15 protein-coding genes are annotated in these 17608 nt (G+C 45.9%); 9 read left to right on the top strand and 6 right to left on the bottom strand.

The window, feature by feature from the left end; translation table 11 throughout:
- The first annotated feature begins 55 nt into the window (after positions 1-55).
- Positions 56-799, top strand: a complete 744-nt coding sequence (locus tag ACFOEE_RS19405; RefSeq protein ID WP_377128415.1) for a YciK family oxidoreductase — start codon at positions 56-58, stop codon at positions 797-799.
- Positions 800-871: 72 nt separating this feature from the next.
- Here the strand turns inward: ACFOEE_RS19405 and ACFOEE_RS19400 are convergent, their stop codons facing one another.
- Entirely contained in the window at positions 872-3886 is a 3015-nt protein-coding gene (locus ACFOEE_RS19400; protein WP_377128412.1) for a TonB-dependent receptor domain-containing protein, read from the bottom strand.
- Between the two features lie 363 nt (positions 3887-4249).
- On the opposite strand from ACFOEE_RS19400, the gene ACFOEE_RS19395 reads away from it, so the two are divergent.
- Both ACFOEE_RS19395 and ACFOEE_RS19390 read left to right on the top strand, forming a co-directional pair.
- Complete coding sequence (locus ACFOEE_RS19395; RefSeq protein ID WP_377128409.1) at positions 4250-6319, top strand: winged helix-turn-helix domain-containing protein; 2070 nt, start codon at positions 4250-4252, stop codon at positions 6317-6319.
- A 73-nt stretch (positions 6320-6392) separates the two neighbouring features.
- Entirely contained in the window at positions 6393-6611 is a 219-nt protein-coding gene (locus ACFOEE_RS19390; protein ID WP_377128406.1) for a hypothetical protein, read from the top strand.
- Between the two features lie 72 nt (positions 6612-6683).
- On the opposite strand, the gene rluB is transcribed toward ACFOEE_RS19390, so the two are convergent.
- From rluB to rnm, 5 genes are all read right to left on the bottom strand, one after another.
- The gene (rluB, locus tag ACFOEE_RS19385; protein ID WP_377128403.1) at positions 6684-7547 is read right to left on the bottom strand and encodes a 23S rRNA pseudouridine(2605) synthase RluB; all 864 of its coding nucleotides are present in this window, start codon (positions 7545-7547) and stop codon (positions 6684-6686) included.
- On the bottom strand, positions 7544-8134 hold the full coding sequence (scpB, locus tag ACFOEE_RS19380) for an SMC-Scp complex subunit ScpB (protein ID WP_377128400.1): 591 nt from the start codon (positions 8132-8134) through the stop codon (positions 7544-7546). Before scpB ends, rluB begins: the two co-directional genes overlap by 4 nt.
- 148 nt (positions 8135-8282) lie before the next feature.
- Entirely contained in the window at positions 8283-9092 is an 810-nt protein-coding gene (locus ACFOEE_RS19375) for a segregation and condensation protein A (RefSeq protein ID WP_377128397.1), read from the bottom strand.
- Between the two features lie 17 nt (positions 9093-9109).
- Positions 9110-9730: an L-threonylcarbamoyladenylate synthase gene (locus ACFOEE_RS19370; protein WP_377128394.1), complete on the bottom strand. Its 621-nt coding sequence runs from the start codon at positions 9728-9730 to the stop codon at positions 9110-9112.
- Positions 9727-10578: an RNase RNM gene (rnm, locus tag ACFOEE_RS19365; protein ID WP_377128445.1), complete on the bottom strand. Its 852-nt coding sequence runs from the start codon at positions 10576-10578 to the stop codon at positions 9727-9729. The genes ACFOEE_RS19370 and rnm overlap by 4 nt, the downstream gene beginning before the upstream one ends.
- Positions 10579-11050: 472 nt before the next feature.
- Between rnm and ACFOEE_RS19360 the strand changes: the two genes are divergently transcribed.
- The 6 genes from ACFOEE_RS19360 to trpA are packed head-to-tail and all read left to right on the top strand — an operon-like array spanning position 11051 to position 17595.
- Positions 11051-12622: an anthranilate synthase component 1 gene (locus ACFOEE_RS19360; RefSeq protein WP_377128391.1), complete on the top strand. Its 1572-nt coding sequence runs from the start codon at positions 11051-11053 to the stop codon at positions 12620-12622.
- Positions 12622-13230, top strand: coding sequence for an aminodeoxychorismate/anthranilate synthase component II (locus ACFOEE_RS19355; protein ID WP_377128388.1), 609 nt, complete (start codon positions 12622-12624; stop codon positions 13228-13230). Before ACFOEE_RS19360 ends, ACFOEE_RS19355 begins: the two co-directional genes overlap by 1 nt.
- Positions 13227-14243, top strand: coding sequence for an anthranilate phosphoribosyltransferase (trpD, locus tag ACFOEE_RS19350; RefSeq protein WP_377128385.1), 1017 nt, complete (start codon positions 13227-13229; stop codon positions 14241-14243). The genes ACFOEE_RS19355 and trpD overlap by 4 nt, the downstream gene beginning before the upstream one ends.
- Positions 14236-15600, top strand: coding sequence for a bifunctional indole-3-glycerol-phosphate synthase TrpC/phosphoribosylanthranilate isomerase TrpF (gene trpCF / locus ACFOEE_RS19345; protein WP_377128382.1), 1365 nt, complete (start codon positions 14236-14238; stop codon positions 15598-15600). Before trpD ends, trpCF begins: the two co-directional genes overlap by 8 nt.
- A 7-nt stretch (positions 15601-15607) precedes the next feature.
- The gene (gene trpB, locus ACFOEE_RS19340) at positions 15608-16792 is read left to right on the top strand and encodes a tryptophan synthase subunit beta (protein ID WP_377128379.1); all 1185 of its coding nucleotides are present in this window, start codon (positions 15608-15610) and stop codon (positions 16790-16792) included.
- Positions 16789-17595: a tryptophan synthase subunit alpha gene (gene trpA / locus ACFOEE_RS19335; protein ID WP_377128376.1), complete on the top strand. Its 807-nt coding sequence runs from the start codon at positions 16789-16791 to the stop codon at positions 17593-17595. The genes trpB and trpA overlap by 4 nt, the downstream gene beginning before the upstream one ends.
- Positions 17596-17608: the final 13 nt, after the last annotated feature.

Raw genomic sequence — 17608 nt, 5'->3', positions numbered from 1 at the left:
AACTTGCCAAAGAGCTGTGGTAAAATAGCGCAAATTTTGAAGCCAGAGGTTCTCCATGCAAAGCTATCAAGCTCCTTGCGATGCACTTGCAAATAAAACAATATTAATTACGGGCGCGGGTGACGGTATTGGTCGCATCGCGGCTTTAACCTATGCAAAACATGGCGCTACAGTGATTTTACTGGGCAAAACCACCAGCAAATTAGAATGTGTTTACGATGAAATTGTCGCCGCTGGTTATCCTGAACCTGCGATTGTGCCATTAGATATGCGCGGCGCGACTAAGCAACACTATCGTGACTTAGCGGCCACCATTGAACAAACATTTGGTAAGTTAGACGGTCTCTTAAACAATGCTGCAATCTTAGGTTCTTTAGGTCCTATGGAGCATTTTTGTGTGTCGACCTTTGAAAATATTATGAAGGTGAACGTCACAGCACAAGCCATGATCACTAAATATATGTTCCCATTACTGCGTAAAGCGCCTAATGCATCAGTAGTATTCACTTCGTCCGGCGTAGGCCGTGAAGGCCGAGAGTTTTGGGGCGCCTATGCCATTTCTAAGTTTGCAACTGAAGGTATGATGCAAACTTGGTCTAAAGAAATAGGCACAACGAATATCCGTATCAACTGCATTAACCCTGGGGCCACCAATACCAGTATGCGTAACGCGGCTTTTCCTGGTGAAGATAAAGCACGATTAAAAACTCCACTGGACCTCATGCCAACTTACTTATATTTGATGAGTGATGATTCAATTGGTGTGAATGGTCAATCATTGGATGCGCAAAGCAAATAGCTTGGCCTTAATAAATTAACAGAGTAGCTCAGCCACGGTGAGCTACTCTGTTTATACTAAAGCAATGGCAAATTAAAAATGCCAACTCGCGCCAATAAAGGCATAGCGACCTTTACCACCACCATAAGTGCTGTGGAAGCCGCCATTGCCGCCTATGATAAAATCACCGTGCTCATCAAAGAGGTTATTCACCCCAGCAAACAAGTTGATGTCGCCTGAATGTTCTGTGGCTAAGGTATAGTTTACCGACAAACTATGTGTCATGTACGACGACAGTTCATTGAATTGTAACGCCTCAGGATCAGCAACACAGCTTGCTTCACCCGCAGCACAGCGGGCCGCATTTTTTGCTATAGCATCACTCCAATCGTCAAACGCCGCTTGGCTTCTTCTGATACTACTTTTATATTTGCTGTTGAGCCTTACTCGCCAATTCTCATAACTCCAACTCACTGACGCAGAGGCTTTATCTTCAAATACATCTGAGCTCAACAGGCCAACATAGGTGTTACTAAATTGTCCATCGGGTCCCGTACTAGTTACTGTGAAATCAATCACATGACTCCAATCGAGTTTGAATCTTAACTCACCAAGTGTTGCTAATTGGTAGCGATAGTCAACCACTACATCATAGCCTTTGGTGGTTATTTCATCGGTGTTAATGAGTCGCTGGGCAACTTCTACGATATTACCTTCGCTGTCTCGGCGAATATCACTACAAAACGGATTGTCTGCCCCATATGGCATAGATGACGCGTAGCAGAATTGGATAATATCTTCGTTACCCAGTGAAGTGATAGCATCATCAATACGAATGTCAAAGTAATCAATCGCAACCTGTAAGTTTGGAATAAACTCAGGTGCTAATGATATGCCCAGCGTAATCGTATCGGCTGTTTCTTCTTTGAGATCTGGCGATCCTACATTTGGTGAGTAACCATTGTTCTCATCCTTAAACTCACCATTTGCCGCAATATTCGCTGCAATGGTTGGTTCAAGGCGACAATTATCGTGCCCTAAGCCTGTTGAGGTCGCAGTAACACCATCACAAATATCGTCAAATGAATCAAAGTCGCCACGAGGCGGAGACAATAAGTCGGTGATAGTCGGTGCACGCTGTGCTCTTGCCCAGTTTGCTCTCACCATATAACCTTCTGTTGGCTGGTATAATAACCCGACTTTATAACTGCTCATTAAACCGGTATTTGACCAGCTGTAATCCGCCAAGCGTGCCGAAAGGTCTAGGCTCAAATAATCCACTAGCGCAACATCTTTCAATAACGGTAGTGATGCTTCTGCAAAGGCTTCATAGACATCAACATCACCTTTAAAAGTGGGCACATAGTTAAATGAAATACCACCTTCAGGCACGTTGGTGCTAACACTTTGGCTGTCTCTGCGATACTCAAAGCCAAATGCGCTAGCAACCTGCCCCGCCGGCATCTCAAACAAGTCACCACTCATAAAACCCACCACCGTGGTTTGCGTCACTTCGGTGTCAATGCCAGGGTTAGCACGAATATAATCCGCCGCTTCTGCCGTTATTGAGCCTGCGCCAAAGAGGTTAATAGGTACACAACCGTCGGCTCTTGCTGCTGCGCTCTTACATTGCACTGTACCATCTGCCAACACCTCAGCATTCAAGGCATTGCGTACTTTAGCGACGTAAATTTCATTGCTGCGCGACTGCTCTTGAGTAAAGCGACCATGTCCCACTGACACATCCCATTCCCAATCATTGAACATGTCGCCGCGTAACCCAGCCCAAGTACGTAAGGTTGTCCGCTCATTGCTGTTAACTATGTTACCTACTTCAGCAAAGTTCCTATCCCAAGTCACCCCTTTGCTGCTGGCTTTAGCTAATATTTCTGCTGGAATATAAGGGTTATCTAATGGAATACGGCCAATGCAATCTTCGCCAAATTCGCCATTCGCGGGGTCATGGGTGATCACAGCATCACACTCATCTTCACTTTCTGGTGATTTAGGATTTCTTGACTTATTGCGACTCACTTGCAGTTGGAAATAGCTTTGCATACCGTTATCAAAGTCATATTCCGTTTTTGCTGCAATCGACAAACTGGTTTCCGGTACCTTTAATAAGTCAAATTGTGCGAAATTAATACCGTATTTAGATTCATGCCAATCATTACGTAGTGTTTGTCCATCGTACCAAAAGCCCCCGTCAGGGCGCACACTGCTGGTCTCATCAAACACCCCGCCGTTGATCGAGTCACTTAATCCGCGCCAGTCTGATTGAGCTAAGTCTTTAGTACAGAAACGATTGGATTTACGTGAGCTGTCGTACTGCTCTGTCAGCATGGTATTACACATTAAGGTTTCATCATACGCCCAGCTTTGCTGTTGCTGCGCACGTTTGCGGTCATAGAAACTTAACTCCTTTTGCTCTTCGTAAGTTAAGCTGATAAAACCATAGCCTTTACCATCAGCAAAATCACTACCGTGATCCGCATCGATAGAAAACTCTTCAGCACCACCTTCTGTGCTAGATCCACCGCGTAATTTAAATGAAGTCCCCACTTTGTCTTGCTGGGTAATAATATTCACCACCCCAGCAACGGCATCCGAACCATACGCCGCGGACGCGCCACCAGTAATGATTTCGACGCGCTCGACCATACCGGTTGGAATAGTGCTTAAACTCACATAGTTACCTGAGTAGCTGTTTGATACAACACGTCGTCCGTCAATCAAAGTGAGCGTACGATTGGTGCCCAAGTTTCTCAACTCGATGGTGCTTAAACCGGTATTTTGCACACTTGACTGACTGTTCGTATTGCTATTGCCTTCAGCCAATTGTGGCATTTCACCAACTAGAATTTCTGCTAAAGAGCCTAAACCAGAATCACCTATGGCATTTTTGTCTAACACAGCCAACGGCGTAGTCACTGAAAAACTGTCTCTCTTGATGCGAGATCCTGTTACGGCAATTTTTTCAACTTTATCTGCCGTTTCAGCATTATTGCTTGATTGATTTAACGTATTTGCAAGTGCCGAAGAGACAGGTACAGTGAGCAAACTGATAACCGCGCTGGCTATGAGCGAGCGTCGTGTGGAAATATGCATTGAGCAACCCCTTGATAATTGTTCTGATTGTTATGGTGCGAATTGTTATGGTGCGAAGCCCTAGGATTAACATCATTTACTGATGGAAATAGTCAGGCAACGCAACATCACATATTTAAAAAACTGCGCAACAATCAGCAAGGTAGGAAATCTCGTTTTGCTCCCGTTTTAATCTCTATTTAATATCTATTTTATAAAATTCAATCAGTTAAACCCGATATCCCTCACCAAACATGTTTCCTGATTTAGCTCTTTGCAACCTAAGTTATTGCAACAAGTACGCAGTCGCATAAAGCTTGCCTCCTCGAGCTTTACTCAGTACCCTAACTAGCACTGTTCCAAATCCTGTTTTCTCTGTAGTTCATGCCCAATACTGTCACACCGCTGCAAATCGGCCAGATCACCGTATCAATGCGCGAATTTACTTTAAGTCATGGTGACAAAAACCTTGAACTACAGCCAAAATATATCGAAGTCCTCACATTTCTTGCGGCACATCCAGGGGAGTTAATTTCTCGCAAAGAAATCATTGAGCATGTCTGGCAAGGCAACAATTTTGTTGGTGAAAAAGCGTTAACAAATGCGATTTGGCATTTGCGTAAAGCCTTCAAACAGCTTGACCCCGACAATGAATACATTGAAACAAAAAGAAAATCCGGCTACCGCTTACTCATCGCGACAGAGCAGCCTCTACCAGAGATTTATACACGTGATGATAGCCAAACACCTGCTTATTATACGCACCGCACGATTGGGCTGATGTTGGCGCTTTTATTGTTCTTCTGTGTGTTCGTTATCTATGAATACATACAAATAAATACCCCCAGCGAGCAATCGTGGCAAGAGCAGCTTATCACCCAATCACCCGGGCGAGAGTTATTTGCCAGCATCTCTAAAAATGAAAAGTCACTGGCATTTACATGGCGTAAACTGAACGGCCAAACTGACCTGTATATTAGAGATCTCTCACGAGCTGATGCAAAGCTTATCAATATCACCAACAACGACCATGTAGAGAGCCGTTCGGTATGGCACCCCGATAGTAATCAGCTGTATTTTGTCTCAAAATCAACACAAAGCTGTGGAATTAAGGCACACAACCGAGCGACGCGGGATTTGCGTACTCTGTTGGAGTGTGAACCTAATCAATCTATTGATTTAGCCATTTCCCCTCTTGGTGACACGCTATTTGTGACTTACCCCAATGCGGAAAATAATCTGCAAATTGCCGAATTTTCGTTAATCACAGAGCAGTTTGTGCGGTTTTTACCCTGCCCGACACAATGCGTTCAAGGCTCTGTTGAATCAATCGCATTAGCACCAAACGCACAGCAGCTGGCTATTACACGTAACCTCGAAAACGGCAATGAGGTGTTATTTATCTATGATTTAAATACTTTACAAGAAACCCCTGTACTATTTGGCAAATCTGATTTGCGCGGTATTGATTGGCACCCTAATGCTGCAAAATTGGTGTATACCGCTATTGAGTTTGGCCGCAGGACTGGCTACGAGCTGGACTTAAACTCTTTGCAAAGTAAGCAATTACCTGTTCGAGGGATGAGCTATCCGGTTTACGGTCAATCGGGCGATATCTATTTTCACCAATGGCAAATTTCGACGTCAATTATGCGTTTAGAGTTAGACTCTAGCGTTGCTGCAACGCCTTTCCCACTTTTAACCGGAAGCGATAATTACCGTTACCCTGACTATTCGAGTGTCACCAATAAACTCGCTTTAGTCTCAAATAAGTCTGGATTTGATGAGATTTGGATCACGATTCCTGAAACTGATTCATTGCAACAACTCACTACTTTACAAGGTGAAGTGAGTCATCCCGTGTGGTCTCCAGATGGTCAAAAAATCGCGTTTACTTGTAACCTGAATGGCAGTAGCGCGGTTTATATATACGACTTTGATACGCAAACGACTAGACTTGTATCGCAGCAGTTACCATTTAACCAAAAACCGCGCTGGGCTTTGGACAGCCAATCCCTGCTATTACCGCATAACAATGTTATCTATCGTTTAACGCTCGCATCAGCTCAGCTTGAGGAATTGTTTGAAGGCGCCCATGCTATTCCAGTCAGCGAGAGTAGCTATATCGTCTATCAAGATAACCAAGGACTCAGTAAATACAGCTACACCCCAGAGGGCGATTTGGCCGTTGAAGACATTACTGATTTTCCACTCTCAAGTAGCACAGGCTGGCAGCTTACAAGTAAAGGGATTTACTATTTTAATGTAAAAGGCGCGGATTATCGGCTTAGTTTTTACGATTTTGCAACTAAACAGAGCCAAGATATCATCCGCACACCTGAACGGAGCTTTTCACGCTTTCGCGGCATGACTTATATTCCTGAGCGGAATTGGCTGTTGTTTACGGGCTATGAAGCGCCTGATGTAAACATTAAGCGCTTGAGTAAACTTTAAAGCTTAACCAGCCACAAGGTTGCAAAAATAAATCCGAATTGTTATAAATAAGTTTAATTAACAAGGAGGATATATGAAAATTACTTTACGTAAAAGAAACCTGAAGCAACTCAAAGCAAGTAAACTCACCCCTATCACACGTCAAACTAAACGTATCTATGGCGGTGGTTCAATTGATATTGAAGAAACAGCTATGACATGTGAGTCTGGCTGCCGATGTGAAAGTGATATGACTTGTAAATCCGAAGATTTTTGTCCATCTGAGGATTGTACTGGGGACTGTAGTCGTTAATTTAGGTGTTCGAACTCTTAATGTTGTGGTGAGTCATGTCTCACCACAGCTTTGAAATGACAGGAAAGACGCTTAGCCGCGACGTTTGCTTTGCTGTAAACGTTGATTGTGTTTACGTACCGCTTTACGAATACGATTTACTTGCGCACGTTTTTCGTTACGGCGCTCTGGCATGGCTGATAACTTGGTTTCTGTCTCTGCGCTTAACGATACAGCTTTACGTAAGTAGTTCACGTCCTCAAGCTTTAACTCAGTCCAGCCGCCTTGTGGAAGACGCTTATCAAGTTCAAGTAAGCCATAACGAATACGGATCAAACGCGATACTTCAACGCCTTGCGATTGCCATAAACGACGTACTTCACGGTTACGGCCTTCGGTCAGCGTCACGTTAAACCAGCTATTTAAACCTTCACCACCAACCGGTTTGATTTTAAGAAACTTAGCTGGGCCGTCTTCTAATTCCACACCTCGGGTCAAATCACGGAGCATTTCATTCGTTACTTCACCAAATACCCGTGCTGAATATTCACGTTCAATTTCAAAGCGTGGGTGCATTAAGCGGTTGGCAAGCTCACCATCATTGGTAAAGAGCAATAAGCCTGAGGTATTGATATCCAAACGGCCGATAGCCACCCAACGATCACCGTCTAAACGTGGTAAACGGTCAAATACCGTGCGGCGCCCTTCTGGGTCGCGGCGGGTACACAGCTCGCCTTCAGGCTTGTGGTACATCAACACACGGCAAATGCGCGCTTCTTCTTTTTCAATTTTAACTATATGACCATCAAGGCGGATCACGCAGGTTTCTTCCACACGGTCGCCTAAACTTGCCACTTTGCCGTTCACGCTCACGCGTCCAGCCTCAATCACGGCTTCCATTTCGCGGCGCGAGCCTTTACCGGCGCGGGCTAATACTTTTTGTAACTTTTCACTCATGGTGATGGTTCTCTCACAGAAGGATCTTGTAATAACTGTTCGATTTTATCGAGCTGCTGATCAGGAAGTTTTGGTAACTCTTCCAAACCAGTTAACGAGAAATAATCGAGAAATTGCTTCGTTGTTGCATATAACGCAGGTTTGCCCGGCACTTCTTTATAGCCGACAATTTTAACCCAGTCTCTTTCCAGCAACGATTTAATAATATGGCTACTCACCGTCACACCGCGTACTTGTTCAATCTCACCACGCGTAATGGGCTGACGATACGCTATCAAAGCCAAAGTTTCTAAGGTGGCGCGCGAAAACTTAGGCGCGCGCTCTTGCCATAAACGGCTTAACCACGGACTTAAACTGGGACAAGCCTGAAAACGATAGCCACTGCCGACTTCAACCAAACGAATACCGCGAGTTTGATAATGCTGCTCTAATGCCGCTAAGGCACTATTGATACGCGCTGGTGACACAGCAATGTCGTGCAGCACAGTTTCTTTTAAGAACTGTTTTGAAACTGGTTTATCCGCGACAAAAATAGCCGCTTCAAGCAGTTCCTGTAATTGCTCATCACTTACTCGCCGACCTTTCATGGGCTTATCAAACCTCTGTATTTGGCCTTTTAGTTTTCGTTACGGTTAATACGCTGGACGGGTATCATTGCATAAACGTTTATTATGGCAGAATGTGTGTCACTATTCACGGTTTATATGTGTTAAGCACAACTGCAAGAGTGGTTTTCTAAGTAGATAATTCACTGTGTTTAAGCGAGAGATAAACTTGACCACCGGCCTCTACTTGCAGAATATCGATTAGCGCCTCTTTCACCAGCTCTAACATCGCGATAAAAGTCACTACAACGCCGCTACGCCCTTCGGCAAGAGTGAAAAAATCGCTAAACGGTAAACTACTATTGGACTCAGACAATTTGTCCAAAATAAAGCTCATGCGCGAACGCGTTGACAGCGCCTCTTTACTGACGTGATGATGCTCCAACACTTTGGCTCTAGCCATGACATCGCTAAGTGCTAATAACAATTCCTTTAAAGATGTGTCAGGCAACAAAAGGTCGGGTTCATAACTGCTATCAATTAACGCATGGGCGACAAAAATATCGCGTTCTAGGCGTGGAATTTCGTCAAGTAACTCGGCGGCGCGGCGAAACTGTTCGTATTCTTGCAGTCGTCGCACTAACTCAGCACGAGGATCTTCCTCTTCTGGCAACTCTTCATGTACTGGCAACAACATCCGCGATTTTATTTGCGCAAGTAATGCGGCCATCACCAAATACTCAGCGGCCAATTCCAACTTGAGCTCTTTCATCAACTCAACATAGCTAACGTACTGCTCGGTGATTTTTAAAATCGGCAGCTCAAGAATATCCAGTTTGTGTTTTTTGATGAGGTACAACAATAAGTCCAGCGGCCCTTCGAAGGTGTCGAGGATCACCTCCAGCGCATCTGGCGGAATATACAAATCTTCCGGCTTATCAATCACAGCCTCGCCATGCAAAAAGGCCAGCGGCAGCTTTTGTTGTAGCGCTTCAGACATAAAAACCTATTGGCGGTTTATTCAAACGGTGTCGGGTCGCCACAACCACGACGCAACACTACAACTTCATCTTCAGACAAATCGATTACCGTGGTTGCTTGCTCAGCCAGATAACCACCATGAATAATTAGATCGACATGCTTTTCAAGGTTATCGCGGATGCTTTCAGGATCGGATTCGGTAAACGCTTCACCCGGTAAAATTAACGAGCATGACATCAAAGGTTCACCCAACTCTGCCAACAACGCCATACAAATTGGGTTATTGCTGACTCGAATGCCGATGGTTTTTTTCTTCTCGTTAAGCAGTCGCCGTGGTACTTCTTTAGTACCTTTAAAAATAAAGGTGTACGGGCCGGGGGTGTTATTTTTTATTAGCCTAAACATTTGGTTATCAACGCGAGCGTAAATAGATAGCTCAGATAAATCACGGCACATTAAAGTAAAATTGTGATGGCTTTCGATGCCGCGAATACGTTCAATACGCTCTTTGGCTTGCTTATTACCAATGCTACAACCAATGGCATAACCTGAATCGGTTGGATACACCACCACACCACCGTCTTTTATGATTTCAACCGCTTGGCGAATTAACCGTACTTGCGGGTTTTCTGGGTGAATATGAAAAAATTGACTCATTGCGCTTCCCCTTGCGTTTCCCATAATTGCCAAACCCCTTGGCAATCTTTGGGTAAATATAAATTTCGGCCAAGATCAGACCAAGGTAAAGGATAATGAAAATCCGAGCCTTGACTGCCTAGTAATTGAAACTCTTGGCACAATTGTCCTAAAAATTGCCGCTCACATGGCGCTTGCTGAGGTAATGCCACTTCGATGGCTTCGCCTCCCACTACTTTGAATTCTTCGAGTAATTTACGCAGCCATTTATTCGACATTTTATAACGCCCCGGATGGGCGAGCACTGCCACCCCGCCAGCCGCTTTGATAGCCGCTACAGCACTTTCGATATCACACCACTCGCTGGGTACATAGCCATGGTTACCGCGCGATAGAAACTTGTTGAACACGCCTTGCATATTGTTGGCAACCCCTCGGCTTAGCAACACTTGCGCAAAGTGTGAGCGAGTAATTTGCCCTTCTGACGCCAATGCTTTGGCTTCTACCAGTGTATCGGTATAGCCATGTTTGGCTAACCGGCGGTCAATTTCCAGTGCGCGGCTTTCGCGTTTTTCGGTTTGGCTGGCAAGTAATTCAATTAATGTGGCGTTATCTGGGTCAATGTTTAAACCCACAATATGAATTTCAAAACTGTGCCATTTGGTTGAGATCTCCACACCATTGATTAATTGCAATGGCAATTGCTGCTTTGCAATCCACTCATGGGCAGCAGGCAGAGCTTGGGTCGTATCATGATCTGTGATGGCGAGCACATCGACTTTTTTATCGACGGCGCGCTGTAATAAATCCGCGACCGATAAGCGGCCATCAGAGAAATAGGTATGACTATGAAGATCGTATTTTGTTATCACACGTTTATGCTATTTACGCTACTAAAGTAACAGTATATCAGCATTTTACTCATCTGACCTTGGTGAATTTTCCCTAACATGCAAGATTTGCCCTTGACAAAGGTAGGCCAGTTACGTTTTACTGTCCCCAACAAAGACAAATAACGACACATTTACATCATGACAAACACGCAAAAAACAACAATGACTCTAGTTTGGTGGTGGCACTCGTGATCTGCGGGTGATGATGCGTCGTGTCTGACGATTTTTCAAACCCGCTTATAAGCGGGTTTTTTTATATCTGAATTTTATTGCTCACAACAAAAAGGCAAAAACATGTTAAACAATGCAATGACAACTTCTTGGTGGTGGTGCCCATAATCGCGGGACGGCATTGTTGTAAGCAAATTACAGCCCCCGCACAGCACAGCTTGCGGGGGCTTTTTTTTAAATCCCAACAATTTGGGTTACGTTACAGAGGAATGAGGAATTGATTTTTAGTCATATCACAACCACACCGGGTGAAGTGACCAGCATAAGGCAACGGCGCGATTATATCGCAAGCCCACTGGCCTTATATGCGGCATTAAATAAGCCCAACTCGCTGTTACTAGAGTCCGCTGAAATAGACTCTAAAGACAGCGTAAAAAGCCTGATCTTAGTCGATGCGGCGCTACGTTTTGAATGCCACGGCCAACGTGTGAGCGTGCGGGCACTGTCGAATAACGGTGAACAACTACTACCTTACTTGCAGAAGCAGCTCGCGCAATGCGAAACCTCACTTAACGGCAATGTGCTGGAAGTTCAATATCTAGTGCAAGAAGGCATTTACGATGAATACGCTAAGCTCAAAGCTGATAACGCTTTTAGTGCTCTGCGTAGCACACTGAACAGCATCAAAAATAATAGTGACACACCGTTTGCAATTTTCTTAGGCGGGGTGTTTGCTTACGATATGGTGGCAAATTTTGAATCGCTCCCCCACGTAGATGCCGGCTTAAACACTTGTCCTGATTATGTTTTTTACCTTGCAGAAACCTTAGTGGTGATTGACCATCAAGCGCAAACCACCGAACTTATCGGCAATGTGTTTAACGGTCCTGATGTTTACGCCAACTGTTTTGAAGTAGGTCAGCAACTTGAAGCGCTTAACCTACAATGTGACGCCACCACGCCTTATGCCCCAATAGTCAATCAAGGGGCGTGTGAAGTGAGCGTAAATATCGACGACGCGGCATTTTGTGACCAAGTAGCAGCGCTGAAAAAACATATCGTGGATGGCGATATTTTTCAGGTCGTGCCTTCACGCACTTTCTCACTACCTTGTGCTTCACCACTTGCTGCCTATCAACAGCTCAAACAACTCAACCCAAGCCCTTACATGTTTTATATGCAAGACGAGCAATTTGTGCTGTTTGGTGCATCTCCTGAATCGGCTCTGAAATACAGTGCTGACAGTAATGAAGTGGAAGTTTACCCGATTGCAGGTACGCGACCTCGTGGTCGTTTTGCTGATGGTCGTATCAACCCTGATTTAGATAGCCGCATTGAACTTGAGCTACGTAATGACCAAAAAGAGCGTGCTGAACATCTTATGTTGGTTGACCTTGCCCGCAATGATGTTGCACGTATTAGCCAACCGGGCACTCGCTATGCCAAAGAGCTGCTTAAAGTGGACCGTTACTCGCAAGTGATGCACTTAGTTTCACGAGTTGTAGGCCAATTAAAACAAGACCTAGATGCATTACATGCTTATCAAGCCTGTATGAACATGGGCACTTTAGTCGGCGCGCCGAAAGTGAAAGCGGCAGAATTAATTCGCCATGTAGAGCAAGCACGCCGCGGCAGTTACGGCGGTGCGGTAGGCTATTTAACCGGTCAAGGTGATATGGATACCTGTATTGTTATTCGCTCGGCTTTTGTTAAAGACGGCATCGCCCATGTGCAAGCTGGTGCTGGGGTGGTTTATGACTCCGTGCCTCAAGCCGAAGCCAACGAAACACGTGCTAAAGCACAAGCGGTGATCAATGCCATTTCCGCCACTTATCAAGGAGTAAAGTAATGAGCGCCACAACCCCATGCAAAATCTACTTTCTCGATAACTTTGATTCGTTTAGCTACAACCTCGTTGATGAGCTACTGTTACTCGGCCATGATCTGGTGGTCTATCGCAACAACGTCAGTGCCGACTATATTTTTGCGCAAATGCAAGCAGAAACCCAATCGGTGATTTTAGTTTTATCACCGGGTCCTGGTGCGCCGAGCGAAGCTGGCTGCTTATTGGCGCTGATTGAAAAATGCCAAGGCCACTTCCCTATGCTGGGGATTTGTCTTGGTCATCAAGCCTTAACCCAAGCCTACGGCGGTACAGTCGGTCATGCTGGGGAAACCGTGCATGGTAAATCATCAATTATCAGCGTTGACGACCATCCTGTTTTTGCGGGACTTGGCAAGCAATTCCCAGTGGCGCGCTACCATTCCTTAATGGCAACCCATGTTCCTGAATGCTTGGAAGTTATTGCGTTATACCAAGATATTCCGATGGCAATTTATCACGCAGAGCATAAAGCGCTTGGCTTCCAGTTTCATCCAGAGTCGATTTTAACGCCCAGCGGCGCACAATTGTTGCAGCAAAGCATCGCGTTCTTAAGCCAAGGAGCAAGCTTATGAGCGAGATTAAAAACACCCTAGACGCACTTTTTGCCAAACAAAATCTGAGTTTTTCGCAAAGTCAGGCTTTGTTTGATGACATCATGCTTGGCAAGCTCAATGATATTGAGCTCGCAGCCGTTTTGACGGCATTGAAAATCAAAGGCGAAGTCACTGATGAAATCGCAGGCGCCGCGGCTTCCATGCGTGCTCATGCCGTAGCATTTGATAAAGCGGGCTTAATTGTTGCAGACAGCTGTGGTACAGGTGGCGATGGCGCCAATACCATAAATGTCAGCACCACCGCTGCGATTGTGGCTGCCGCTTGTGGTATTAACATCACGAAGCATGGCAATCGCAGTGTTTCGAGCAAATCTGGCTCGGCCGATTTACTCAAAGCACTGGGCATTAATATCGACATGACACCCGCGCAGGCTGAGCGCTGCTTAGCCAACACTGGCTTCACATTTTTGTTTGCGCCACATTATCACCAAGGTGTAAAACACGCGATGAATGTGCGCACCACCTTAAAAACTCGCACCATTTTTAATATTCTTGGCCCGCTTGCAAATCCCGCGCAGCCAGAGCTGCAACTACTTGGGGTTTATGCGCCTGAGCTGTGTCGGCCGATGGCTGAAACTTTAGCCAAACTCGGCACCAAACGCGCTATGGTGGTACATGGCGCAGGAACAGATGAGATAGCCTTGCATGGCAGCACGCAAGTGGTTGAATTGAATAACGGTGAGCTGCGCGAATATACTTTAACACCCAGCGACTTTGGCCTTGCAAACTATTCACTTGCAGAACTTGCTGGCGATACGCCAGACTATAACGCACAGGCCAGCTTGGCCATATTACGGGGTCAAGGTACAGCAGCGCACAACGCCGCAATTACAGCCAATGTCGCCGCATTATTATATTTGCAAGGTCAGCAGCATAGTTTTGCAAGCGCTGCGCAAACCGTCCAACAAGTACTTGCTTCTGGGCAAGCACTAAACACATTGCACAACATTGTCGAGGTAAGTCATGGCTAACGTGCTGGAAAAAATCGTTATTGATAAGCAAGCCGAGCTTGTTCATCGTAAAGCCACAACGCCATTAAGCAGCTTTATTGATGCAGTGGTGCCTTGCCAACGTGATTTTCGTGCGGCGTTAGCGGCTCCCGGAACACAGTTTATTTTAGAATGTAAAAAAGCGTCGCCTTCTAAAGGTCTTATTCGTGCTAACTTCGACTTAGCTGAAATTACCTCAGTATACGCACGCTACGCCAGTTGTATCAGTGTCTTAACTGACGAAAAATACTTTCAGGGTAGTTTTGACTACTTGGCATTTGTACGCAGCAAAGTAGACCAACCTATTATCTGTAAAGACTTCTTTATTGATGAATACCAAGTTTATCTTGCCCGCTACCATGGCGCCGATGCGATTTTATTGATGCTGTCAGTGCTAGATGACGCGCAATATCAGCAACTTGCAGCCCTTGCAAGCAAACTCAATATGGCGGTATTAACGGAAGTCAGCAACGAGGAAGAAGTAACCCGTGCGCTGGCGCTGGGTGCCAATATTGTGGGCATTAATAATCGTAATTTACGGGATTTGAGCACAGATTTAGCGGCAACAGAAAGATTGCGTCCGCTTATCACCAGTGATGCGGTGGTTATCTCAGAATCTGGCATTTACACCCATCAAGACGTAAAACGCTTAGCTCCTTTGGTCAATGGCTTTCTTGTCGGCAGCTCACTGATGGCCGAGCAACAATTAGATTTGGCTTGTCGCCGCTTGATTTTAGGTGAAAACAAAGTCTGCGGCTTAACGCGTAGCCAAGATGCCATGGATGCCTACAATGCCGGTGCCGTTTATGGTGGTTTGATTTTTTACCCGCATTCACCGCGCTATGTTGATTTAGATTGCGCCGGTGCCGTGGTTGACAGTGCACCACTGCATTTTGTTGGCGTGTTTGTCGATGCACCAGTGGATCAAGTTGCTGATTATGCGAATAAACTCAAACTGGCCGCGGTACAATTACATGGCAATGAAGACGCCGCTTATATTAGCCAGCTGCGCAATCAACTGCCAGTAAACTGCCAAATTTGGAAAGCCCAAGGGGTCAGCGACAACGCCCCAGAATTGATGCCATTGGTAGACAAACACGTTTTCGATACCAAAGCGCAAGGGGTCAGTGGTGGTACGGGTAAAGTGTTTAACTGGCAACTGCTACAAGGTTTAAACACCCCGTTTTTATTGGCTGGTGGCTTAGCACCAGACAATATCAGCGCTGCACACTCTGTGGGCGCATTAGGATTCGATTTAAATTCTGGGGTTGAGGTAAGCCCTGGGAAAAAATGTGCAAACAAACTGCAACACGCTTTTGCACAAATAAGAAAATATTGAGGTGGATATGACTAACACAGGTTATTTTGGCGAGTTTGGCGGGATGTTTGTCCCCGAATTATTAGTGCCAGCACTACGCCAGCTAGAACAAGAGTTTAATAATGCGCAGCAAGACCCAGCCTTCATCGCTGAGTTTAATCAACTGCTGACGGAATACGCAGGGCGCCCTACGCCTTTAACGCTCACGCGCAATCTGGTGAAAAACCCACTAGTTAAACTGTACTTAAAACGTGAAGATTTACTTCACGGTGGCGCCCACAAAACCAACCAAGTATTGGGCCAAGCACTGCTCACCAAGCGGATGGGTAAAACCGAAGTCATCGCGGAAACCGGTGCAGGTCAGCATGGTGTTGCCACCGCGTTAGCCTGTGCTTTGTTAGGCTTAAAATGCCGTATTTATATGGGGGCAAAAGACGTTGAGCGCCAACAACCGAACGTATTTCGCATGCGTTTAATGGGTGCACAAGTTATTCCTGTCACCGCAGGTTCTGGCACCTTAAAAGACGCGGTTAACGAAGCTTTACGTGACTGGTCAGCAAACTATAAAACTGCCCACTATCTGCTAGGTACGGCGGCAGGCCCGCATCCGTTCCCAACTGTGGTGCGCGAATTCCAAAAAATGATTGGTATTGAAGCCAAACAACAAGTACTAGAAACTGAAGGCCGTTTGCCAGATTACGTGGTGGCTTGCGTCGGTGGCGGGTCAAATGCCATTGGTATGTTTGCGGATTTTATCGCAGAACAAGAGGTTAAGCTTGTTGGCGTTGAACCAGCTGGTAAAGGCCTAGATACTCATGAACACGGTGCCGCTATTTGTAAAGGCTCGAAAGGTATTCTGCATGGCGCTTACACTTTCATCATGCAAAATACCGACGGCCAGATTGAAGAGTCTTACTCGGTCTCCGCTGGGCTTGACTACCCTGCAGTTGGCCCACAACACGCCTATTTAGCTGAAACTGGCCGCGCGCAATATGTTGCCGTGACCGATGATGAAGCGCTGGATGCGTTCCAATCGTTAGCCAAGCACGAAGGTATTATTCCTGCGCTGGAATCAAGCCATGCGCTTGCCTATGCACTTAAGCTAGCTGAACAACAAACCACCGAGACCATTATTGTGGTGAATTTAAGTGGCCGTGGCGACAAAGACTTAGCCCACGTTCACCAAGTACTTGCTGCCAAGGGGGCACTATGAGACGTTATGATTTAGCCTTTGCAAAACTAGCAGAAGCAAACCAAGGTGCGTTTGTGCCGTTTGTGACCATTGGCGACCCAAACAAAGCACTGAGTATTGAGATCATTAAAGCGCTGATTGATGGCGGTGCTGATGCCCTCGAACTTGGCATCCCGTTTTCTGATCCGATTGCGGATGGCCCTGTTATCCAAAGCGCCAATATTCGTGCTTTAGATGCCAACATTAACACTGCAGACAGTCTCGATATTATTAAAGCTGTGCGCGAATATAATGCGGATATCCCTATTGGTTTACTGCTCTATTCAAACTTAGTATTTGCTCGCGGCGTGGAGCAGTTCTATGCCGATGCAAAAGCCGCGGGCGTCGATTCCGTGTTAGTCGCCGACGTGCCCTTACACGAATCCAAACGCTTTCGCCAAGCAGCTATGAGCAATGATATTGCGCCGATTTTTATCGCTACGCCAAATGCGGACGATGACACCTTACGCCAATGTGCCTCTTATGGCCGCGGTTACACTTATTTGCTTTCGCGCGCTGGGGTAACTGGTACGGATACTGCGGCGCAAATGCCAGCCGACACTATGGTCAATAAATTACGTGATTATCGCGCCGCGCCAGCCCTGCTTGGCTTTGGCATTTCGACTCCTGAGCATGTTAAACAAGCACTCGACGCGGGAGCTGCAGGGGCTATCAGTGGCTCTGCGGTAGTGAAAATCATTGAGCAGCATTTAGCTGCGCCACAAACTATGCTCGCTGAGCTCAAACAGTTTGTTGCCGCTATGAAGGCTGCAACGCTCGGCTAACCTTGAGTTGCCT

The organism is Pseudoalteromonas fenneropenaei (assembly GCF_042643375.1).
Taxonomy (GTDB): domain Bacteria; phylum Pseudomonadota; class Gammaproteobacteria; order Enterobacterales; family Alteromonadaceae; genus Pseudoalteromonas; species Pseudoalteromonas fenneropenaei.
Note: the sequence above shows the minus strand (reverse complement) of the source record. Positions and strands in the feature narration are given on the sequence as shown.